Annotated in this window: 23 protein-coding genes; 1 reads left to right on the top strand and 22 read right to left on the bottom strand. The window is 28.7% G+C overall.

What is annotated here, in order from left to right; all coding sequences use genetic code 11:
* Positions 1-77 precede the first annotated feature (77 nt).
* The 21 genes from ftsH to IC213_RS14855 form a co-directional block, all read right to left on the bottom strand.
* Positions 78-2,048 carry an ATP-dependent zinc metalloprotease FtsH gene (gene ftsH / locus IC213_RS14955; RefSeq protein WP_227437529.1) on the bottom strand — a complete coding sequence of 657 codons (1,971 nt, stop codon included), beginning with the start codon at positions 2,046-2,048 and terminating at the stop codon, positions 78-80.
* Positions 2,049-2,081: 33 nt separating this feature from the next.
* A complete protein-coding gene (tilS, locus tag IC213_RS14950) occupies positions 2,082-3,470 on the bottom strand; it encodes a tRNA lysidine(34) synthetase TilS (protein ID WP_227437532.1) in 1,389 nt (462 codons plus the stop codon).
* A 182-nt stretch (positions 3,471-3,652) separates the two neighbouring features.
* A complete protein-coding gene (locus tag IC213_RS14945) occupies positions 3,653-4,081 on the bottom strand; it encodes a DUF1934 domain-containing protein (protein ID WP_413926632.1) in 429 nt (142 codons plus the stop codon).
* Positions 4,082-4,098: 17 nt separating this feature from the next.
* A complete protein-coding gene (murI, locus tag IC213_RS14940; protein WP_227437535.1) occupies positions 4,099-4,905 on the bottom strand; it encodes a glutamate racemase in 807 nt (268 codons plus the stop codon).
* Between the two features lie 201 nt (positions 4,906-5,106).
* Positions 5,107-5,613 carry a cell wall hydrolase gene (locus IC213_RS14935; protein WP_227483272.1) on the bottom strand — a complete coding sequence of 169 codons (507 nt, stop codon included), beginning with the start codon at positions 5,611-5,613 and terminating at the stop codon, positions 5,107-5,109.
* Positions 5,614-5,644: 31 nt separating this feature from the next.
* Positions 5,645-6,304 carry a stage II sporulation protein R gene (spoIIR, locus tag IC213_RS14930; RefSeq protein WP_227437539.1) on the bottom strand — a complete coding sequence of 220 codons (660 nt, stop codon included), beginning with the start codon at positions 6,302-6,304 and terminating at the stop codon, positions 5,645-5,647.
* Between the two features lie 135 nt (positions 6,305-6,439).
* On the bottom strand, positions 6,440-7,120 hold the full coding sequence (locus IC213_RS14925; protein ID WP_227437541.1) for a GntR family transcriptional regulator: 681 nt from the start codon (positions 7,118-7,120) through the stop codon (positions 6,440-6,442).
* Complete coding sequence (gene ispE, locus IC213_RS14920; RefSeq protein WP_227437544.1) at positions 7,104-7,994, bottom strand: 4-(cytidine 5'-diphospho)-2-C-methyl-D-erythritol kinase; 891 nt, start codon at positions 7,992-7,994, stop codon at positions 7,104-7,106. Before ispE ends, IC213_RS14925 begins: the two co-directional genes overlap by 17 nt.
* 117 nt (positions 7,995-8,111) lie before the next feature.
* Positions 8,112-9,662 carry a DUF3794 and LysM peptidoglycan-binding domain-containing protein gene (locus IC213_RS14915; protein WP_227437546.1) on the bottom strand — a complete coding sequence of 517 codons (1,551 nt, stop codon included), beginning with the start codon at positions 9,660-9,662 and terminating at the stop codon, positions 8,112-8,114.
* Positions 9,663-9,754: 92 nt separating this feature from the next.
* Complete coding sequence (locus IC213_RS14910) at positions 9,755-10,021, bottom strand: Veg family protein (protein WP_009892135.1); 267 nt, start codon at positions 10,019-10,021, stop codon at positions 9,755-9,757.
* Between the two features lie 147 nt (positions 10,022-10,168).
* Positions 10,169-11,029, bottom strand: a complete 861-nt coding sequence (yabG, locus tag IC213_RS14905; RefSeq protein ID WP_227437548.1) for a sporulation peptidase YabG — start codon at positions 11,027-11,029, stop codon at positions 10,169-10,171.
* 83 nt (positions 11,030-11,112) lie between these two features.
* Positions 11,113-12,051, bottom strand: a complete 939-nt coding sequence (locus tag IC213_RS14900) for a dipeptidase (protein ID WP_227851722.1) — start codon at positions 12,049-12,051, stop codon at positions 11,113-11,115.
* 109 nt (positions 12,052-12,160) lie between these two features.
* Positions 12,161-12,322: a hypothetical protein gene (locus IC213_RS14895; RefSeq protein ID WP_227437552.1), complete on the bottom strand. Its 162-nt coding sequence runs from the start codon at positions 12,320-12,322 to the stop codon at positions 12,161-12,163.
* Positions 12,323-12,331: 9 nt separating this feature from the next.
* Complete coding sequence (locus tag IC213_RS14890) at positions 12,332-12,829, bottom strand: SEC-C metal-binding domain-containing protein (RefSeq protein ID WP_227437554.1); 498 nt, start codon at positions 12,827-12,829, stop codon at positions 12,332-12,334.
* A 117-nt stretch (positions 12,830-12,946) separates the two neighbouring features.
* Positions 12,947-13,657, bottom strand: coding sequence for a UPF0489 family protein (locus IC213_RS14885; protein ID WP_227437556.1), 711 nt, complete (start codon positions 13,655-13,657; stop codon positions 12,947-12,949).
* A gap of 159 nt (positions 13,658-13,816) precedes the next feature.
* Entirely contained in the window at positions 13,817-14,365 is a 549-nt protein-coding gene (locus tag IC213_RS14880; protein ID WP_227483274.1) for a hypothetical protein, read from the bottom strand.
* Positions 14,352-14,594, bottom strand: a complete 243-nt coding sequence (locus IC213_RS14875; protein ID WP_227863212.1) for a hypothetical protein — start codon at positions 14,592-14,594, stop codon at positions 14,352-14,354. The genes IC213_RS14880 and IC213_RS14875 overlap by 14 nt, the downstream gene beginning before the upstream one ends.
* 16 nt (positions 14,595-14,610) lie before the next feature.
* Positions 14,611-16,005 carry a sodium:solute symporter family protein gene (locus tag IC213_RS14870; RefSeq protein WP_227437563.1) on the bottom strand — a complete coding sequence of 465 codons (1,395 nt, stop codon included), beginning with the start codon at positions 16,003-16,005 and terminating at the stop codon, positions 14,611-14,613.
* Positions 16,006-16,218: 213 nt separating this feature from the next.
* Complete coding sequence (locus IC213_RS14865) at positions 16,219-17,472, bottom strand: MFS transporter (protein ID WP_227437565.1); 1,254 nt, start codon at positions 17,470-17,472, stop codon at positions 16,219-16,221.
* A 48-nt stretch (positions 17,473-17,520) separates the two neighbouring features.
* A complete protein-coding gene (locus IC213_RS14860) occupies positions 17,521-18,675 on the bottom strand; it encodes an aminotransferase class I/II-fold pyridoxal phosphate-dependent enzyme (RefSeq protein WP_227863211.1) in 1,155 nt (384 codons plus the stop codon).
* Between the two features lie 478 nt (positions 18,676-19,153).
* A complete protein-coding gene (locus IC213_RS14855) occupies positions 19,154-19,723 on the bottom strand; it encodes a recombinase family protein (protein ID WP_227483333.1) in 570 nt (189 codons plus the stop codon).
* A gap of 201 nt (positions 19,724-19,924) precedes the next feature.
* On the opposite strand from IC213_RS14855, the gene IC213_RS14850 reads away from it, so the two are divergent.
* Complete coding sequence (locus tag IC213_RS14850; protein ID WP_227437569.1) at positions 19,925-20,152, top strand: single-stranded DNA-binding protein; 228 nt, start codon at positions 19,925-19,927, stop codon at positions 20,150-20,152.
* A 225-nt stretch (positions 20,153-20,377) separates the two neighbouring features.
* Here IC213_RS14850 and IC213_RS14845 read toward each other — a convergent pair whose 3' ends face one another.
* On the bottom strand, positions 20,378-21,121 hold the full coding sequence (locus IC213_RS14845; protein WP_227825047.1) for an RsiV family protein: 744 nt from the start codon (positions 21,119-21,121) through the stop codon (positions 20,378-20,380).
* Between the last annotated feature and the right edge of the window lie 17 nt (positions 21,122-21,138).

Here is a 21,138-nt window from a genome sequence, read left to right as displayed (position 1 = left end):
CAATTTAACATTATACTTTCAGTCTTAATATTTAATCCTTAATAGATAATACTCTTAAAATAATCAATATTTTAAAATTATTTATCTTCATCAGATTTATTTTCTTGATTTTTATTTATATCAACAACATTGTTTCTTTCTTCTCTATCTTTTTCTAGATTTATAGTTAATTGCTCTTCATTTTCTTTAGGAGAATTTTCCTCTGTAATTGCATTTTCAATATCATTTAATGGTAATTCTTTATTAAATGCTTTTATAAATTGATCTGCATCTAAAGTTTCATAGATAAGTAAGGCTTGTGCTACATACTCCAGTCTATCCATGTTTTCTTGTAATATACTTCTTGTCTTATCATATGCACCATCAACTATACGTTTTGTTTCTTGGTCTATCTCAAAAGCAACCTCTTCAGAATAGTTTCTCTTACTTGAAAAACTATTACCTAAAAATACTTCATCATCACTGTCAAATGACATTGGACCAAGTTTAGAACTCATTCCATATTTTGTTACCATACTTCTTGCAGTAGCTGTAACTCTTTCTAAGTCATTTGATGCTCCTGTAGACACATCTTTTAGCACTAACTCTTCTGCTACTCTACCTCCAAGTAAAACTACTATGTTCTCTTTCATCTCATTTTTAGTAGCATAGAACTTATCTTCAACAGGAAGCTGCATTGTAAATCCTCCTGCTCTTCCTCTTGGTACTATTGTAACTTGATGAACAGGACTTACTTCCTCAAGTATATGAGCACAAACTGCATGCCCGCCTTCATGATATGCTGTAAGTCTTCTTTCTTTTTCACTTATTACTCTCGATTTCTTAGCTACACCTGCTATAACCTTTGTTATAGCTTCTTCTATAGTTTCCATCTTAATTTTCTTTTCTCTTTTTCTAGCTGTTAGTATTGCAGCTTCATTCATTAAGTTTTCTATATCAGCAGGAGTAAATCCTGGTGTTCTTCTAGCTAATACATCCATTTTAACATCATCATTTAGCGGTTTATTTCTTGAGTGAACTTTAAATATAGCTTCTCTACCTTTTACATCTGGTGTACCAACAACTACTTGTCTGTCAAATCTTCCTGGTCTAAGTAAAGCTGGGTCAAGTATATCTGGTCTATTTGTTGCTGCCATGATTATTATACCTTGGTTTACTCCAAATCCATCCATCTCAACTAGAAGTTGATTAAGAGTTTGTTCTCTTTCATCATGACCTCCACCAAGACCTGCTCCTCTCTTTCTACCAACTGCATCGATTTCATCTATAAATATTATAGCTGGAGCGCTTTTTTTAGCTTGCTCAAATAAATCTCTTACTCTTGAAGCCCCAACCCCAACAAACATCTCAACGAAATCAGAACCACTTATACTGAAAAATGGCACTCCTGCTTCTCCAGCAACTGCTCTTGATAGATATGTTTTACCAGTTCCAGGAGGTCCTACCATAAGCATTCCTTTTGGTATCCTTGCCCCTAATTCAATATATTTCTTAGGATTCTTCAAGAAGTCTACTACTTCTTGTAAATCTTCTTTTTCTTCATCCAATCCAGCTACATCTTTAAACGTAACTCTAGTTTTTTCATCATCCTTATGAACCTTAGCCTTTGACTTACCAAAGCTCATAACCTTTCCGCCTCCACCTTGAGACTGATTCATAAATACAAACCAAAGAATTACCATAAAGAATATTAACAGTAATGTAGGTAGCATCTCAACAAACCAAGGTGTAGATGGTTTAGCTTCACCACCAAATGTTAATTTTCCAGCCTTAGCTTGATCTAACACTTCATCTGCAAGTTTATCTCCCATTATTTCTGTTGGAACATATGATTTAAACTTTGTATTTGTATCTTTTATAGTACCTTCTACAGAAGTTTGATTTACAAAGTACAATCTTGATATATTCTCATCTGTTAATTCCCTATATACTTGGGAAAATTTTAAATCTTTTATTTTTTCTGTAGGCTTACCTGAGAATTGAACTATACCTACTATAATTATAAAAACAAGTAGATAAAAACCTGCCCCTTTTAGCAACTTATTCAATATAGAAGCCCTCCTTTCATACATTGCTTTGCCCTATAATTTGTTAAAATTAATTTTTAATACTTCTTTTGTGCTTTCATCAATTTTATAATTCTCACTGATTTTATAATCTCCAACACATATTATTCCTTCACTATCTGTGATTATAGGAATTTTACATCTTTCTTCTCTTGGGATTTTTAAATCTATGAATAAATCCTTCACTTTTTTACTTCCCATAGCAAGTTTTATCTTATCACCTTGCCTTCTGCTCCTTATTACTATACCCCCTTTTACCTTATTAAAATCAAACCCTTTAGATGAATTGTCTAATTTCATACTCTTATACCTATCTATACTCATTACTTGGGTCTCAATAATTTGTTTTAATTCTTTTATTTTTATAAACCCATTACTAGGTATATTGTAATAAAATTCAATTTCCTCACTAACAATTTCCTCATTGGTTAATATTATACTGTCTTTTTTTCTATAAACAAATATATTTCTCGGAAGAGTTATCATTTTATTTACTTTTGAATCACTTTCTAAAGACATTATGTCCTCTATATGTTTTTGATCAACAAAATTAGTATCTCCTAGTATATGTTTTATAGAATTTCTAAGAACCCTAACTTTGATAGCATCATGTAAGCAAATAAAATCTTCTAAATTTATCTCTACAAAGCTCTTTTCTTTTATATTTGAAACTTCTCTAAATTTAGCTTCTGCCTCTTTCTCAATATAATCGTTGTCACTTTTTAAGCTATTGCTCATCCTCACTATAGATTCTATTACATTTGAATTAAAATTATCCTTCATATATGGTAAAAGGTCTAACCTTATTTTATTTCTAGTGTATATGTTTTCTAAATTTGTTTTATCTATTCTAGGATTTAAATTATAAGCCTTACAATATTCCTCTATATCTATTCTCTCTACATCCAAGATTGGTCTAATTATACAGTTATCTCTAATATAATCAATTCCTTTTAACCCTTTAAGACCTGTTCCTCTCATAATACGCATCATGACAGTCTCAGCTTGGTCATTGAGATTATGGCCTATAGCTATTTTGTTAGCTTTAATCTTATCCTTAATTTCATAAAACATTTCATATCTTAGCTTCCTTGCTCCTTCTTCTAATGATAACCCCTCATTTTCACAATATTTTGGTACATTAATAGACTTTACAAAGAATACAATTCCCATATCCTCACAAAGCTTAGATACATATAATGCATCTTTTTGAGCTTCTATTCCTCTTATTTGATGATTTAAATGTGCTGCATATATTTCTATATTAAAATCTTTTTTTAATCTATTTAGTACATGCAATAAACAAACTGAATCAGGTCCTCCAGAAAGACCCAAAACTATTTTATCGCCTTTTTGTATTAAATTATGTTTATTTATAGTACTTAGTACCTTATCAAATATCATATTTATCCCTCTTACACTTAGTTTTATTCACTTTTAAGTATACTTTCTATAAAAAAACGCTAAACCCTTGTATCAATTTTAAGAAATTAAAGTTTAATATAAATATAATAATACCAAATAAATTAAATAAAAGGTAGTTTTTTCACTACCTTTATAAAATTTCTGGAAAATAGCTATAGTTATTATTTAATATCTATGTATATATCTATTTTGTTTCTACCTAAAAATAAATCTTGTATCTTTATATTATAGTCTATTTTCAATTTTATGTGTTCCCCTTCTTGTATATTTATATCCAATTCTCTTGTGTCAATATCAATTAATAAGGTACCTTGTGGGGTTACATATTTTGTAGTACTGCTTTCTCCACATTTAAACATCATAGTTGAATTAATAGAACCAAACTTTTTAATACTAACTTCATTTTTAAGTATTTTTATAGTATTAGTTATTTCTATATTGTCTTCTTTTTCCTTGTAAATAACATATATTCCTTCATTTTTATAAAAAATTTTACCAAAAGTAGTCATCTCTATGGTGTCCATATTACCTTTTTCATCATATTGTCTAGTATTTATGCTTATTTTTACACTCAACGATTTTTCCTCCATAGACTTCTTCATATAAACTAATATTTTTGTATCTCCACTTTTTGAATTTTATCAATTTTTTTCTTTAAAAATTCTTTCGCTATATCTGAAAATTTTTCATGTATGTCTGATACATAATATTGATAAATTCCATGAGCTTCTTTGCTATTTATAATGTTTCTTTCTTCTAAAATCTTTTTTAAATCTTTAGCTGTCTCTTTAGCTGGATTAACCAATTTTATGTGTTCTCCAACCTCTTCACCTATTGTTCTCTTTAAAATAGGATAATGAGTACATCCTAATACCAAAGAGTCTATATTCTTATCTTTTAATTCTTGTAGATATATCTTTGCTGTTAACTTAGCTACTTCTGTGTTAGCCCATCCTTCTTCAACAATTGGTACAAATAAAGGACATGCTTTATTAACAATTTCTATATTTTTATCTATTTTAGATATTTCTAAATTATATGCCTTTGAACTTATAGTTCCTTCTGTTCCAATTATACCTACAGTCTTGTTTTTAGTGGAACTTACAGCTGTCCTAGCACCGGCTTCTATAACTCCTATTATTGGTATATCATATTTTTCTTGAGCCTCTTTTAAACTTCTCGCAGTAGCAGTATTACAAGCTATAACTATAGCTTTTACATCCTTAGTTTTTAGAAAATTTATAGCTTGAAAAGTATATTTAATTATAGTCTCCTTAGATCTCGAACCATATGGTATTCTAGCAGTATCTCCAAAATATATTATATCCTCATTTGGTAATATCTTCATTATTTCTTTCAAAACCGTCAATCCGCCTAATCCCGAATCAAAAACTCCTATTGGTCTATTGCTCATTTTTATACAACACCTACTTTACATTTTTGTGTTTAACAACATCTTATTTATCGCTAAAATTTATTTTTATATTCACAGTTAATATATTATTACCTAAATGATTATTATAGTTTATTTTAAACAAAAAATAAAGGAGCTATCTCAAATTAGAAAATAATTTCTAGAAAAAGACAACTCCTCTCAGTACTCAAAAATTTAAATTTATTTTGCAAACACATGATTCCCTATTCTCAGATATGGATTTAGTCTATTTATCCATTTGCAAGTGGCTATTTCTGGGTTCCAGAAATATACTGCTTTATTTGTTGGGTCAGTTCCATAAAGAGCTTCTTTAGCTGCTTTACATGCTGAATCTGTTGGTGTCTTGTTTATTGAACCATCAAGCACAACTGAGAAAGCATTCTTCTGATATATAACTTCCTCTATTGAATCTGGAAATCTAGGGTCCAATACTCTGTTTATTACTACAGCTGCTACAGCAACCTGTCCCTCATAGCTTTCTCCTCTAGCTTCACCTGCAACCAATTTAGACAGTAACATTAAATCATTATCAGATAAATTTATTACTTCCTTTTTTGCTACATTTTTTTCTTGTTTGTTTACTTTCTTAGCTGTCTCTGTTGGCTCATCTGCATATACCTCTTTAATAGGCATAAATATATAGGTTAAAGCTAGTAATATAGCTATCAGTTTACTCCACCTGTCCATGATTAAAACCACTCCTTATAATTTTATTTTTTTAAAATTTTTCTTCTAAATCCTTTACTACTTCAATTACTTTAAACTTGATTTTTACTCTGCTTGTTTTCTTTGGTGTGTCTTGTTTTATTAGCTTATATTCCTTGTCAGTTAAAACTTCTTTTAACTTATCATCTGTAGATTTGTCTATAACTCCATTAGACTCATCAACAAAACATAATGGAGGAAACATAACACACCACCAGTTTTTTCCTTCACCTTTTCCAATTATAATTTTTAATGCTTTATATTCACCTGCTGGAAGAACTATATTAGAATATTGTTTTGTAGGAAAGTTACTATATTGTATACCTACCTTTACACTGTAATTATATCCATTTTCAAGAATAATATTTTTACTTATTTCTTCCAGAGTACTATATTCTTTTTTTATAATAGCTTCACTTTCCTCTATACTTTTTGAGTTTTGTAGTTTTGGTTGTAAATATTTTACTACTTCATCCCTAACTTTTAATTTAAGTTCTTGATCTTCATCTGTATTACTATTTGCTATGACATGAAATCTTATTAATTTATCTTTATAGTCTTTTGATATATTATCAATTTTTTTTACTTCACCATTTATTACTATCGTCATTATTGATATGACTGATATAAGACTTAATATTAATATTCCCAACCTAACTTTAATTTTTCTCATTGAAAAATCCCCCTCAAGATAAATTTATATCATCAATTATGTCCATTTAAATTTAATTTATTCATAATATTTTCAATATCAATAAAAAAACTACTTTGAAATGTTTATAAACATTTCAAAGTAGTTTTTTAAATTTTATAAGTCTTTATTCATCATAGCCTTATCTATCATAAATTGTTCTGCTTTTTCTATATGCTCTGTAGCATATTTCTTAGACAACTCACTATCACCTTTTATTATGGCATCAAGTAAAAATCTATGTTCTTCAACAATATTAAGCGATGAGTCGTAATCAGACATATAAGTAACTCTAAACCTATACACTTGTTCCCATAAGGAGTTTATCAATTGGATTAACTTTTTATTGTTTGTTGCTTTAAATATACATTCATGAAATTCTACATCTTGTTTCAATAGTGCATCTAAATCTGATTCCAAAATGCTTTTTTTTAACGCTTCTGATATATCCTTAAGTTTTTTTATATCATCATCACCAATTCTTTCAGCAGCAAGAGACGCTGCTAGACCTTCTAAGCTTGCTCTTACCTCTAATACATCTAGAAGATCCTTTAATGACATATTTGCTACATATGCACCTTTTCTAGGCAACATAACAACTAAACCTTCTAATTCAAGCTTTCTTATTGCCTCTCTTACTGGAGTTCTACTTACTCCTAATTGTTCTGCTAGTTGTACTTCCATCAGCCTTTGACCAGGCTTTAATTTCCCTTCTAAGATTGCCTCTCTTAAATTTTCGAAGACTACATCTCTTAATGGCTTGTAATTATCCAAGTTCAGTTTAGTTAAATTCTCCACAAATTTCAACCCCTTTTTGACTGCTGTTAACAACATATACCTGTTTATATTTTTTTAATAATTCTTTTTTTCCAATTAGAGCATCTTCTTTACTTTCAAATAATCCAAAAACTGTAGGACCACTTCCACTCATCATAGAACCTAAAGCATTATTTTTCATCATAACTTGCTTTATATTATTTATCTCTTCATATTTACTTATAGTAACATTTTCAAGAACATTTACCATATTTTCTGATACAGCTTTTATGTCTTCTGAATTTAAACACTCCATCAAATATTTATTATTAGGTCTTTTTTTAATATTATTCAAATCTAACCCTTGATAAACTTCTTTTGTAGAAACAAATAATTCTGGTTTACATATTAAAATACTTATATCACATGGTAAACCTTTAATATCTGTTAGTTTTTCTCCAACACCTTGAGCTAAAGCAGGCCTTCCTGATATACAAAATGGAACATCTGCTCCCAAGTTAAATCCGATGTCTTTTAATTCATCTTCAGATAACTCAAGTTTCCATAATTCATTTAATCCTACTAATACTGCGGCGGCATTGGAACTTCCTCCAGCCATACCTGCTGCTACAGGAATATTTTTTTCTATGAATACTTCTACGCCTTTTTTTATATTAAATCTATTCTTAAGTATTTTGGCAGCTTTATAAACAATATTATCTTCATCTAAAGGGATATCTAAACTAGTGCTTTTTATCTCTATTTCATCTTTATCTAATCCCTTTATTTTTACTATATCGTATAAATCTATCGTTTGCATTATCATTTCAACAAAATGATAACCGTCTTGCCTTTTTCCTAAGACATCAATGGATAAATTTATTTTTGCCCTGCTCTTTAGTTTTATAAAATCCATTCTATCCTCCTTGTTTAAAGAATAATGCATCACTAACAATAATATTATACTACAAAAAATAAAATAATAGGGTATTATAATACCCTATTATACTTAATTACTTTAAATTTTTTAATATTAATCTACTAATACGACTTTTTTTTCTAAAATAAGACACTTGCCAGGCTTAATTGCTTCGTCAAGTTTTATATCATTGAGTTCTGCAATTTCATTTTCTGTTGTATTGTATTTTTTTGCAATATTCCAGAAAGTATCTCCTTCTTTACATATATATACAATTATACTTGGGGCTTTAGATAAATCATACACACCTTGATCTTCACCTTTAACAATAAAGCTTTCTGCCTTTTTATCTAATGCTTCAGTAAATCTTTTGATTTTTATAACCAAATCTATTTGGTCTCTATTCAAATCAACCTCAATTTTATCAATACATGCCGTATTAAATACTGATGCTGTATCAGTTAAGTTATCCATCTCTATATCATGTTCAAATGGAATTTCTTCACTAATTTTATAAACTAATTTTAGCCCTTCAACTGGAATAAATAAAATTTCAACTTTTATAATCCCTTGTATAATACTTTTATTTCCTTCAATGTAGCTATTTTCTATAGACATAGTTGGACAAACGCTTACAATATCTTTTATTTGTATATCATCATTATCATTTCTTATTCCTTCTCTAACCATAAATGTTTCTTCACTATTTCTTAAAGTCTTATTTAATTGAATAGGTTTATGGTCAAATTTTATTATCTTTTGAGGAGAGTATGCATCTTGTAATACCTCTCTTGTTACTTCATCTGTAACTTTTACCTTGCAACAAGCCATACAATCTATTTCTAATAGACCTGTATTACTTTCACTATTTTGTTTAAAAATATGATTAAAGTCTGACATGGACAATAATACTTCCTCTGTCATACCATCACTCACTCCAGGAACTTCTACAAACTGAGTGAACTCTATACCCACTCTATCTAACTCTACAAGTTCACCCTCATATGTACAAGCCAATGGATTTATTTCTAATACTCCACCAATAATAACCTTATTATCAGTTACTCTACTTTCTTTTACTTTAACACAAGGATTTAAGCTTATTATAGATTGAATTTCTTCTGTATTTATAGTTATAGTGTCTCTTATAGAACTTTCTGCTTTTTCTATTCCCACTATATCTTGAAAACAGATTTCCTTTCTATGCTTTTGTATGCCTTCTACTTGCGCTACATCCTTTACAATATCTAATCTCTGTTTTTCAAATAAACTTCCTCTTATATTCATAAGAGCTCCTACTTTAATCTTTCTCTCATTCATTATAGTGCAGTCCATATGCTCTACCTCTGAAAATAACATGTATTCCATATCTTGCATAACATTATCTTTTTCTATTACTTCGTTTATATCTACTTTTCCATCTACATTAGAAACAGTATTTTTATCGTCTGCGATGTAAATTACGTTGTAATTAAAACTTCCTCTACAAAGTATCTTTCCATCTGCTATCTCAATTTTTTTAAGTGATATGTAACCCTCAGTCTTTACAATCTCATATACATCTAGCTTCTTGTCTGGCACTACTGCTTCCGCCTCAATAAATGTTTGAAATTTCCCAAAGTCTATTCTATTGTCAATTTTAATTACATCTTTAATTAATTCCATAGTTTACCTCCTTAAGTATTATAAAAATATCACACTATATTTATATTTAAGGAACAAAAAAAAAATTACACCTATTTTTAATAGGTATAATTTTAACTTATTTGTAATTTATCTTGATCTCTAAAAACTTGCAACTTTACATTAGATGTTAATAAATCTGAGTAACTATAAGATACCCTAGGATATCCATTACTTTCATCATCTAATTTTATAACAAACACGCTTGGATAAACTTTTTCTAGTATACCCTCTTTTGTAATAATCTGCTTTCTTCCTTTATTAGCTTTCAACAATATTTTCTTTCCTATATGTCTTTCTAAGCTTACTCTTATCTTATCTAGAGTTTGAACAGTAGCCACAATATCACCTTCTTTAACGTTTATATGTTTACATAATATCACATATAAACATTTTTGTCAAACGTTTAAACTAATTATTTTATATATTTTTTGCAAAAATGTCAATACTATTTTTGAATATATACAGTATAATTATGTTAATTTTTGTTAGTGCAATATTGTTTTTGGCATTGCCCATCTAAATTTCCCTCTTGTTTCAGAGCCACCAATACCCTTAACACCTGTGATAGTCTGCTCTATAACCTCATCAATAGGTACTACTACATCAATTCTTGAACATGCAATTTTTTCTACTACAAAAACAGGGTCTAAAGCATGTATCATTATTCTACCAGGGGAACTTGCATAATTCGCTCCTGCATTTATTATTTTTTCATAATTTGACTGACATGCTCCTGCAAATATTACAAGATTATCCAAATTTGGTTGCCATTTACGTGCTTCTCTAACTGTTTTCATAAAATTTAAAGAGTTTCTATAGTTATTCATATCTTCTATATCCCCTCTTTTTACTGTCATTGCATCATGTCCTGTAATTACTAGTATATCCGGATTATATTTTTCTAGTAATGCTCTTACTTCTTTATGCTGGTTTTGCTCTGAAACTGCTACTCCTACTGCAGGTATTCCAAGTTGAGCATATACATCCAAACAAATTTTTAAATACTCTTTATCTCCATCTATTTGTAATACTTTTCCAGGCATTCCATATGTGTTAGAATTTAATTGAAGTTTTGGAACTGCCCTTGTCATCTTTTTCTGTCTCTCTTTAGCCTTTCTTACTGACTTATATAATAAATTTTCTACATTTTTATCTATTAATATATCTTTTATATCAGGTGCTTTTACTAATTCAAGGTCATCAATATAAGCATCTGCTATTACTCTAAATGCAATTCCTTTTAGTATAGCTATTTTTTCATTATTTTCATCTACACCAAAAGAGACTATTTTAAATACAATATCTTTGTTATGTGACTTTCTAGCTACAATGTCTCCTACCTTCATAGTTAAACCTCCAATAAATTTTTATCTTAGTTTATACTATGTTCGATATAAAACTTTGTTTCCTAATGTCAAAAAAACATTTCTTATAACACTTCTTTTATTACTCTTAAAGCGTTTTTATAGTATATTTTTTCTATTTCATCTTCACTAAATCCTTCTTTTTTTAGAGGCTCGTATAATTTACCCATTTGAGATATATCCTCAATCTCAACTTTTGAATCTATTCCATCGAAATCTGAGCCTAGAGCTACAACATCAATTCCTCCAACATTTACAATATGTTTTATATGTTTAACCATATCTTCAAGCTTACTTTCGCTTTTATCGCCTAAAAATAAGTGGAAGAAGTTAATTCCTGTAACCCCACCTTTATTAGCCAACACTTTAATCATATCATCAGTTAGGTTTCTAGTATGATTCATCATTGCTCTTGAATTTGAATGTGTAGCTATTATTGGTTTAGAGGATATTTTTGCAATTTCATAAAATCCACCATCTGAAATATGAGAAACATCAACTAGCATACCTAGCTCATTCATCTTATGTACAACTTCTCTACCAAAATCTGTAAGACCTTTTTCTCTATACTCTATATTATTATGAGGAAAGCTTAACTCATTCACATGATTCCAACTTATTGTCATCATTCTAACGCCTAAATCATAAAACTTCTTTAAGTTTTCTATTCTACCTTCAAGCACTGCTCCTTCCTCTATAGATAAAAGTGCTGTAAGCTTATTCTCTGATTGATTTTTCATAATTTCTTCATAGTTAGTAGCTAGAGCTATTACATCACTATTTTTTTTCATTTCTTTATGAAATTTATCTGCCATACTCATACAGTAATCAAAAGGATGTTTTACTTCTTCAGTATCAACAAAAAGAGCAAATGTTTGAGCCAATGAATCCCCTTTTTTCAGCCTGTCTATATCAACAGAATATTTGTTAGTTTTAAGTTCACTTGTTTCTACATTCTCCATTAATTTTGCTATAGTATCACAATGCAAATCAATAAATTTCATATTTATACCCCCTGTATATTTTATATTTATATCTAAAAATAGAAATAGTTGTCCTTATAGACAACTATTGACAACTATTTTTTAATATTCTTTTTAATGTTACTTAATTTTATTCCTCTTTTAGGTTAGGTATTACTTTCTTAACTTCTTCAATTTGATGCCATGTTTTATCTATACTATTTTCACTAATATATTTTTTTAAATCAGTTAAAGATGTAAAATCTTTAACTGATAAATTGTCATCATCATCTGCAAATCTTAAAATAAACATAAGATTACCTTACTTTCCACAACATTTCTTATATTTTTTACCACTTCCACATGGGCATGAATCATTTCTTCCTATTTTTGCTTCTTTAACTACTGTTTTAGATTTTTTGTATGCTTTTATTATTTCTTTTCTTTGGTCTGCTGGTAATATTTCTTCCCAACCTTGTAAATTATATAGCCAATGAGCCTCGACAGTTACCATATTGTTATATAATTTTTCCCAATCTATTTTTATAGAAACTTCTTTATCAGCTTCTACATCTTCTAAAACTATATCTTCTTTTAAACTTTCACTTATTCCATCTATGAATCCCATGAAAAATTCATTAGTAGTTCCAAATTTCTCAGCTAATTCACTTACTTTACCTTCAACAACATCCATTTTACTATTTAATATTTCATTGTATATTCCAGCTTCAACTTTTAAATATTCTTCCCAGAATTTTACCTCTGTTTCTTGACTTTCGTGGTTATCACTTAAATTTCTCCATTCAGTATATAAACTCATACTTTTTTCCTCCTAAGTATATCTATATTTTTTTAGTTTTTTTATAGTATAAAATCTTTTAGTTAGATTGGAAGTTTCTTCTTTTTGATTATACCATATTCTATTTAAAGTTAACTCTTACATTATATCATAATTAAACAATTCTTTTAATACTTTTATAGCATACTCTTGGTTTATAAAGTAAGGACTTGTAGCAATTGTTACAACTTTAGCCTTTTTAATTAGATTTTTTATCTTTTCTAGTTTAAAATCAAATGGTATATAGTCCATATCCTCTGAAAATATATCTAAATCTATGTCAAGAACAAACTCTGGTTCTATATCTAAATCAAAGCCATATGAGCTATCTATTATTATTAATTCTGAAAATATATTATGTTTTAATGCTGGTTTTATAAAACTTCCTACATTTAAAACCTCATTTGTATACCTAAATACGTCCTCCAGATTATTTATATCTACATTGTAGTTTTTAGGCTCTCTAGTATCCTTATGTTGATCTACATGTACTAATTTACATCCTCTTGTGAATTCATTTGCCATCATAGATTTTATCCAAAAATAAAATGCATGGTTATGATTATCAAAAACATATATTCTTTTATTTCCCAGGACATATTCGACCATATTTTCCAATCCTGTTGCTTTTATCTCTTTATTTTCATCAATTTCATTAAATACGACTTTGTTTCCTAATTTCACATCATCCAATGTTCCACTTATTAGTTTTGGAACATATATACTCTTATTTTTTCTCTCTTCATATGAAAATACATTATTTCCTACTGGCTTTTCTATATAAAACCCTGTATATTTATAGTTTATCATAAGAATTAATTTCCTCCATAATTATAACCTATACACCTTAAACTCACTTATCATAAATTGGGTTATCTAGTATAAAAGATACTTGTATATAACTAGCTATTATATCTTCTCTCAATATGTATTATACAATAAGTGTAAAATATATTTATATAAAATATCCTACATTCCTATAACAAAACCATCTGCTTCAATTGGCAAGTAACTTACTCTTGTATTTAATTCCACTTTTCCAAAGAATACTACCCAGTATGGTCTAAAGATACTTTTAATTTTAACTATCTCTATCTCTGGTATACCCCCCATAAACCTGTGACTTAATCTTATAGCCATTTTATTTGCCTTTGATTTTACTCTCCTTTCATCCTTATCACTATATTGTATGATGTCATTATCTACATTTTTTACAATTTCAGACACTGGTAGTTCTTGTACTATACTGCCAGCACCCGTAGAACCATTTACTAAAATATTTAATTCATTTGTATTACCAGCTTGTTTTTTTTTCATGAAAATAGATTTATTTTGATGAATTTTAAGTGTAACGACTTTAAACTCTATATAATGAAGTCTAACTTCATGAACTTCTTTATTTTTTAATATCAGTCTACTTAGTAATGAATTATTTCCACTTTTTGCTATATCTATAGCTTCATCTTTTGTAATTTTTATAGGCAATGCTCTTATATCCATAAAATCATTCCCTTTCATCTTTTTTTCCTGTCATTTTAAATACTCTATATAGATAATCAAAAAATATCATAACTACTGCTATCATGACTCCATATGGGATTATCTTTCCAACTATAATATCATTTCTAGTTACTATACCATAAAATATAAATCCTGTTATTAAAAAGTATAATAGTACTAAAAAACCATCTATACCAAGCCATTTTATTTCCAAATCTTTTTTTACTTTAGATACCAATTTAGACATAATAACTACTCCCTTTTTATAGATTATTTTGTGTATTTAAATTTTTACCTATTCTATTTCCTATTGTCCATGCAATAAATGAAAGAGGGATGGCTATAACAAGAGGTTCTAATTCAAAACTTTGAACTGGAAACATTTTAAAATAACCAAAAGTTACTCCGCCTACAATCATTCCCAAAATACCACCCATAGATGTTCTTCTTCCATTACCAAGAAGACCTCCTACTATAGGTACAAATGCTGAACCCATCCAAATACTTCCTACAAATATACATGCATCATATACATTTTCAAATCTAAACGCCACACTAAGTCCCATAACTGCTGCTAAACATACACCTATTCTAGTAAATTTAACTAATTGCTTTTGAGATAATTCTTTTTTAGTAATTCTTCCATATATATCATTTGCTAAGGTAGCTCCTGCTGCTAGATAATAACTATCTAGTGTTGATATTATTGAACCTAAAATTCCGATTATAAATATAACTCTTATACCTTCTGGCAATGTATTTAAAACTAAAGTTATATACCCAGCTGCTGGAGCCATTTCTGGATAAGTGGCTCTAACTATAAGACCTGTCATAGTTAATACCATGTCAAAACATATCCATAGAGAAAAACAAGTCAATAAAGCTCTTCTCCCAACTTTTGGAGAATCTGCTGCTGAAAATCTTTGGTAAAACGTTGGGTCTGAATAAGCTCCAAATGAATATACTATTAACATCAATGCTTTCATTGCTGACATACCTTTTGTAGGATGCATTAACTGAGGTGCATCTTTAAGTGCTTCTGTAAGACCTTGAAAACCACCTATTTGGTCAAATTGACCTGGCATAACCATAGTTAGACCAAATACCATGCAGAAAAACAATACCATATCTGTAATGGCAACTCCCATAAGACCACCAAGAACTGTCAATATAACTACTACCACTACCATTATAAACCCTATTAGCTGTTTATCAATTCCCCAAGCTACATTACCTATAGTTCCCATAGCTGTTATTTCTCCAAGTTGTGCACAATATATAAACATTAAAACTGCTCCAATTATAGCAACTTGCTTTCCATAAAAACTTTCTAATAAATCAGGAACTGTTATATTAGTTCTTATATGAATTCTTGGTCCAACCCACAATGCTAAAGGCATTCTTCCAATATGTGCAGCTATTGACCATACTGCCCATGCAGATATCCCATATATAGCTGCATACTCTACACTACCAACTGTACCAACTCCACCATACCAAGAGGCAACCAAAGTACCTACTATCAAAGACCATGGTAAACTTCGATTTCCTAGGTAATAACTTTCCATATCTTTTACATTTCTAGAAAAATAATAGCCTATCCCTAACAATAGAAATGCAAATATAATTATAATTCCATTTTCCCATAATGCTAACATATCTACTCTCCATATTCTTATTATTGTCTTAATTTTCTATTTTAATATTTAAATAGTTACTGTTATTTTTTAATTAAACTTACTTTATACCACATGTTATAAATTTATTTTATAATCATGAAATCTCTAAACTAAAACTATTATTATTTTAAACATGAACAACTCTACCCATTTTAAAAAAATAGGTAGAGTTATATAAATAATTATAAGTATTTAAGCGATTTTATTATTCAAGTTTTTATTTTCTTTTTTATTTATTTTATTTAAAGCATAAGTGGCAAATATACCTATAACTGCACACACTACAGATAGAATAAATATATACGTATATCCTGTTTGTCCATATTTATCTAACCAGTTACCTGCAACTGTATAGTAAAATGCATCTGGAGAAAATCCTATAAATGAAGCGAATCCAACTACTGCTCCTGTAGTTTCTAAAGATATATTAGACTCTGAAACAGATGCAAAGTATATACCTCTAAATCCAAATAAGATTACACTTAGTATTATCATATTTATTACAGCTATCCATATAAGTGCTGCACTCTTAGGGATTACTAAGTAAGCTGCTGTACTTATTGTCATTAATATAAATCCTACAAACATTACTCTTATAGATGAACCAACTTTATCTGTTATAACACCTGCAATAGGAGATGCTCCCATTTTTATAACATAAGTTCTAATTATTGATAAAGCTGAAACTAAAGTCATTGGCATTACATAAACTTCTGATAAGTATGGACTTAAATAAGTTAAACTTGAAAATACTAAGTAAGTTGAAAATATTATAAGACCAATCAGCCAAGCTTTTGGCATTGTAACTACTTTTAGTAATGATTTAATGCTTAATCCTTCATCTGATGCTCCAGTATCTTTCTTTTCTTCTACTAAGAAGAATAAAAGTATACCACATATTATAGATGCTGCAGAATATAACCATACTACATATTTAAATCCAATAGTTATTTCAGCAAATTTTCCAAAAAAGTAAAGACCTATAAAAGAAATTAATGTACCTGATACCCCTGATAAACCTTCATAAAATCCAAATATTCTTCCTTGCTCTGATTCACTACCTTGCATTCTAACAACCTTAACAGAAGCTGAGAAGAATGTTAATATTGTTGTAAATCCCCATAATACAAATATTAAAAGAATCATGTTGTATGATGGAAATGTTGAGAAGTAAAACCCTAATGCTCCTGAAGCAATTAAAGAAAAAGTTATCAGTTTTCTAACTGAAAATCTATCAGCAAACCATCCACCTATAAAATAAGATACCATTCCTACTAATCCATATAAACTCAATAAGTTCCCTATTTGCGTATGACTCAATGCTAATGCTTGTTGCATTGGATCATAAAATGATGACTTCATATATGGTAAACTATACATAGCTGTTGTCCCAAATGCCAATATGAATATTACCAAAAATCTCTTAACATTACTTTTGTTTTCCATGATTTTGTCTCCTTAAGATTTTAATTTTCTAGTTTTATTTATATAACTTTATTTTAATTTTTCTATAGCTTGTTTAAAGTCATTTATTATATCATTTGCAGACTCTAGTCCTACTGCTATTCTTATTAGATTTTCTCCATTCATTTGAACTAATGTATGTTCTTCTCCTAAGCTTGTTGCTATTGTTGCAAGTTCTAAAGAGTTCATTAATTTTCTACTAGCTTGGTCTCTTGTTAATCCATTTATTCCATCTTTAAGTTTAAATGAAACTACTCCTCCACCTAAACCATTCATTTGAGTTTTACAAAGTTCATACTGAGGATGAGTTTTTAGTGCTGGATATTTTACCAGTTCTACATTTTCTTCTTGCTCTAAAAACTCTGCTACTGCCAATCCATTTTCACAGTGTTTTTTCATTCTCATGTCTAACGTTTTCATACCTCTTAAAATCATCCATGCACTCATTGGTGGTAAAGATGCTCCTGTAAAACAACATAAACTTGGCCATCTAACTAAATCTATTAATTCCTTTGAACCTGCTACTGCTCCCCCTAAAGTATCTCCATGTCCATTTATAAACTTAGTAAGACTATGTATTACTAAGTCTGCACCTAAGTCTATTGGTCTTTGTATAATTGGAGTACCAAAAGTGCTGTCAACAATAGCTAAACTCTTATTTTCGTGAGCAATTTCTGCTATTGTTTTTATATCTACTAAATCTAATGATGGATTTAATGGACTTTCTATATAAACTATCTTAGTATTTGATTTCATTGCATCTTTTACATTTTGTGGGTTTACTGCATCTACAAATGTAACTTCAACGCCAAATTTGGCTAACAACTCAGACATAAATAATTTAGTATGTGAGAATATTCCATCAGAACTAACTATATGGTCTCCACTTTTTACTAATGCTAATATAGTAGATGTTATTGCTCCCATACCTGATGTACTAGAAATAGCACTTTCTGCATTTTCAAGCATAGCTAATTTAGCCTCTAGCTCTGTAAGTGTCGGATTACACTCTCTTGTATATACATACCCCCATGTCATACATAACTCTTCAAAATGCTCTACTGTCTTTGCAGCAAATGTTGCTGTTTGATATATTGGAGTAGCTAATGCACCTGTTGTTGGGTCTGCACTATGTCCCCAATGTATTATTTTTGTCTCCAAATCTTGATTAATATTATTACTCATTTTAATTCCTCCTATTTTGACCTATTTATACAACGTTTTCCCTGCCAAATTTCACCAATTCAGCTTTAATTAATACAAACTTTTTAAGTATACTTTTATATTTGTTATAATTTCTAAAAATCTGACACTTATTTTGCTTTTTTATAGTTTTAATTATAAACTCTATAGTAACTATAGAGTCAATATGTTTTTGATATTTTTTTTACAATGTTTAAAAAATTTAACATAAAAAGAGATATGTCTTAAAATAAGCTTGTTTTAAGACATATCTCTTTTTATATTAAATTTGATTCAATACATAAAGCATCAATTTTTTGTTCTCTGTATAAATTCTTTTATTGTCATTTTCTCATCAAAAGTCTATAGTAATTATACATTACTATAATTTAACATCTGTAAATAAAATTAATTAGAGGCATAAATATATTCAAATAATCCAATTTATTTATACCTCTAATTTTTTATAAGTAAAATCTCATTAAATTGATTTCTTCGCACGAATAAGTGTGCTTTTAGAGATACCAGTCATCTTCACAACCTCTCTATAAGGCTTAGAATTTAATAATCCCAATGCGTATTGTATCTGCTGATTACTATATTTCTTTGGTCTACCATCCTTAAAATCTTTTTTCTTTCTAGCAAATTCTTTTCCCAACTGAGTTCGTTCTATTATCATATTTCTTTCAAGTTCTGCAACTGCAAGTAATGTAGTTAAAAAGAATTTCCCCATTGAAGTATTTTCTAGGAGACCTATATTTAAAATATGGACACTAACTTCTTTAGCAAATAAACCCTCTATCAGTTGTATCCCATCTGATGTACTTCTAGCTAGCCTATCAAGTTTAGTCGCAACAAGTAAATCTCCCTTCTTTAAAGAAGATATAATTTTTTCAAATTTAGGTCTATTTGTGGTAGTCCCTGTATAAGTTTCTTTTATTATTTTAGCATTGTTATACTTGCTTAATATCTCTTGCTGTTGTTGATACAAACTATTGTTATCTGTCTGGTTCTTTGTACTGACACGGCAATATCCATATATAATAATAATCACTTCCTAACGTAAATATTTAATGCAGGAATTTGTAGATATCTGTATCTACTTGTCTTTATACATTTTACTAAAACGAATTTTTGGTGTCAATACTGTTAACTTTTGACACCATTATAATTCCTTTATAATTTGTTTGACTATGTCAAAAATTAACAATATAATGAAGTTAATGAAATTATACAAATTGGAGGAAATAATATGAATAGTCTGTTAAATGATGCAATAGATGAGTTAAAAAACATCCATTGCGGAGAAGTTTTTTTATTAAAAGAATTGTTCAAAGGCTATGAATGGAACAGGTTGGAGATGAACATCAGGTTAAAATTAGGAAAACTTTTTTTGTATGAAGTAGTAAGTAATCCCAATTTAAAGGTAGAAGTAATCAATAAAAATTCTGCTTATCAGCAAATGTATAAAAAAAAATAACAACTTAAATATATATAATAATATAATCTTCTTGTTGAGTCAAAAGTTAAAACTTTTAATACAAATTAATTGTACTATATAAATGTTTATCAGTAGGTCTGAGTCTATATAACTAACATATACAAATAGTACTGTTTAAATTATGTTTTTAAGATAGATAAATCTTAACCCTACTCCAGCATAAATCTTGATATACTAAAATAGGGCTCAGAATTATCTATATTTTTATACCATAAAATGCTTAGTTCTTCCTCTTGATTGAACATATATGTCTGGAGAGATACAATAGAAACGTTGATTTATAAAATTTCCAAAATCAGAAAATCTTATCTTGAATTTAGGGATTCCAAAGCTTTCAGGTGCTATCTCATCTACACCAAAATAGATAACAATCCCATCATCTGTAATATAAAATGCCTGATCTTCAGGTATAACTAACTCTACATTAGAGTAATACATTTCTCTGTTTTCATTAATTTCAGCTTTTATATAATCAGTTATTATGTTTATATAGTCAACTCCATCTCTAAAAATATCACCTAGTAAAAGTTCTTTTCCATTTGTTAAGTCTATATTGTAATTATTTAATGTATTGTACTTAGGTCCAGAACTACTAGCAAATCCCATAAGATTTAATATCATACTTAGTACATAGTTTTTACTGAAAGTAACTGCATAATTAGTAGAAACCCAGTAACTTTGTTTTGGAAGTGAATTTTGAGAAGCTGCATTATTATATTCTTGTTCTTCTTCTTGCAACCCAAGCTTAAAATTATTTACAGTCATCTTTACAGCAGAATTTATGTTGTTTAAAATAGGCGGATTTACATAGGTGGATTGATTTCTAATATTGTACAGAATAGGATATTTTACATCATATGAAAAGTATTTGCTTCTGCCAAAATCTTCATTAAACTGCACATATAATATGTTATATGTACAAGTATTTGTAGCTTGATAATTTTCCATTAAAACTCTCCTCCTCT

The sequence above is a fragment of the Clostridioides sp. ES-S-0049-02 genome, assembly GCF_020658465.1.
GTDB lineage: Bacteria > Bacillota > Clostridia > Peptostreptococcales > Peptostreptococcaceae > Clostridioides.
The sequence above is the reverse complement of the archived record's forward strand: the minus strand, read 5'-3'. Positions and strand labels throughout refer to the sequence as shown.

Excerpts from the sequence above, each read along its gene's own strand:
- tilS (WP_227437532.1), bottom strand. The coding sequence starts at position 3,470 with ATGATATTTGATAAGGTACTAAGTACTATAAATAAACATAATTTAATA.
- IC213_RS14945 (WP_413926632.1), bottom strand. The coding sequence starts at position 4,081 with ATGGAGGAAAAATCGTTGAGTGTAAAAATAAGCATAAATACTAGACAA.
- murI (WP_227437535.1), bottom strand. The coding sequence starts at position 4,905 with ATGAGCAATAGACCAATAGGAGTTTTTGATTCGGGATTAGGCGGATTG.
- IC213_RS14935 (WP_227483272.1), bottom strand. The coding sequence starts at position 5,613 with ATGGACAGGTGGAGTAAACTGATAGCTATATTACTAGCTTTAACCTAT.
- spoIIR (WP_227437539.1), bottom strand. The coding sequence starts at position 6,304 with ATGAGAAAAATTAAAGTTAGGTTGGGAATATTAATATTAAGTCTTATA.
- ispE (WP_227437544.1), bottom strand. The coding sequence starts at position 7,994 with ATGGATTTTATAAAACTAAAGAGCAGGGCAAAAATAAATTTATCCATT.
- IC213_RS14915 (WP_227437546.1), bottom strand. The coding sequence starts at position 9,662 with ATGGAATTAATTAAAGATGTAATTAAAATTGACAATAGAATAGACTTT.
- yabG (WP_227437548.1), bottom strand. The coding sequence starts at position 11,029 with ATGAAGGTAGGAGACATTGTAGCTAGAAAGTCACATAACAAAGATATT.
- IC213_RS14900 (WP_227851722.1), bottom strand. The coding sequence starts at position 12,051 with ATGAAATTTATTGATTTGCATTGTGATACTATAGCAAAATTAATGGAG.
- IC213_RS14895 (WP_227437552.1), bottom strand. The coding sequence starts at position 12,322 with ATGTTTATTTTAAGATTTGCAGATGATGATGACAATTTATCAGTTAAA.
- IC213_RS14890 (WP_227437554.1), bottom strand. The coding sequence starts at position 12,829 with ATGAGTTTATATACTGAATGGAGAAATTTAAGTGATAACCACGAAAGT.
- IC213_RS14885 (WP_227437556.1), bottom strand. The coding sequence starts at position 13,657 with ATGATAAACTATAAATATACAGGGTTTTATATAGAAAAGCCAGTAGGA.
- IC213_RS14880 (WP_227483274.1), bottom strand. The coding sequence starts at position 14,365 with ATGAAAGGGAATGATTTTATGGATATAAGAGCATTGCCTATAAAAATT.
- IC213_RS14875 (WP_227863212.1), bottom strand. The coding sequence starts at position 14,594 with ATGTCTAAATTGGTATCTAAAGTAAAAAAAGATTTGGAAATAAAATGG.
- IC213_RS14870 (WP_227437563.1), bottom strand. The coding sequence starts at position 16,005 with ATGTTAGCATTATGGGAAAATGGAATTATAATTATATTTGCATTTCTA.
- IC213_RS14865 (WP_227437565.1), bottom strand. The coding sequence starts at position 17,472 with ATGGAAAACAAAAGTAATGTTAAGAGATTTTTGGTAATATTCATATTG.
- IC213_RS14860 (WP_227863211.1), bottom strand. The coding sequence starts at position 18,675 with ATGAGTAATAATATTAATCAAGATTTGGAGACAAAAATAATACATTGG.
- IC213_RS14850 (WP_227437569.1), top strand. The coding sequence starts at position 19,925 with ATGAATAGTCTGTTAAATGATGCAATAGATGAGTTAAAAAACATCCAT.
- IC213_RS14845 (WP_227825047.1), bottom strand. The coding sequence starts at position 21,121 with ATGGAAAATTATCAAGCTACAAATACTTGTACATATAACATATTATAT.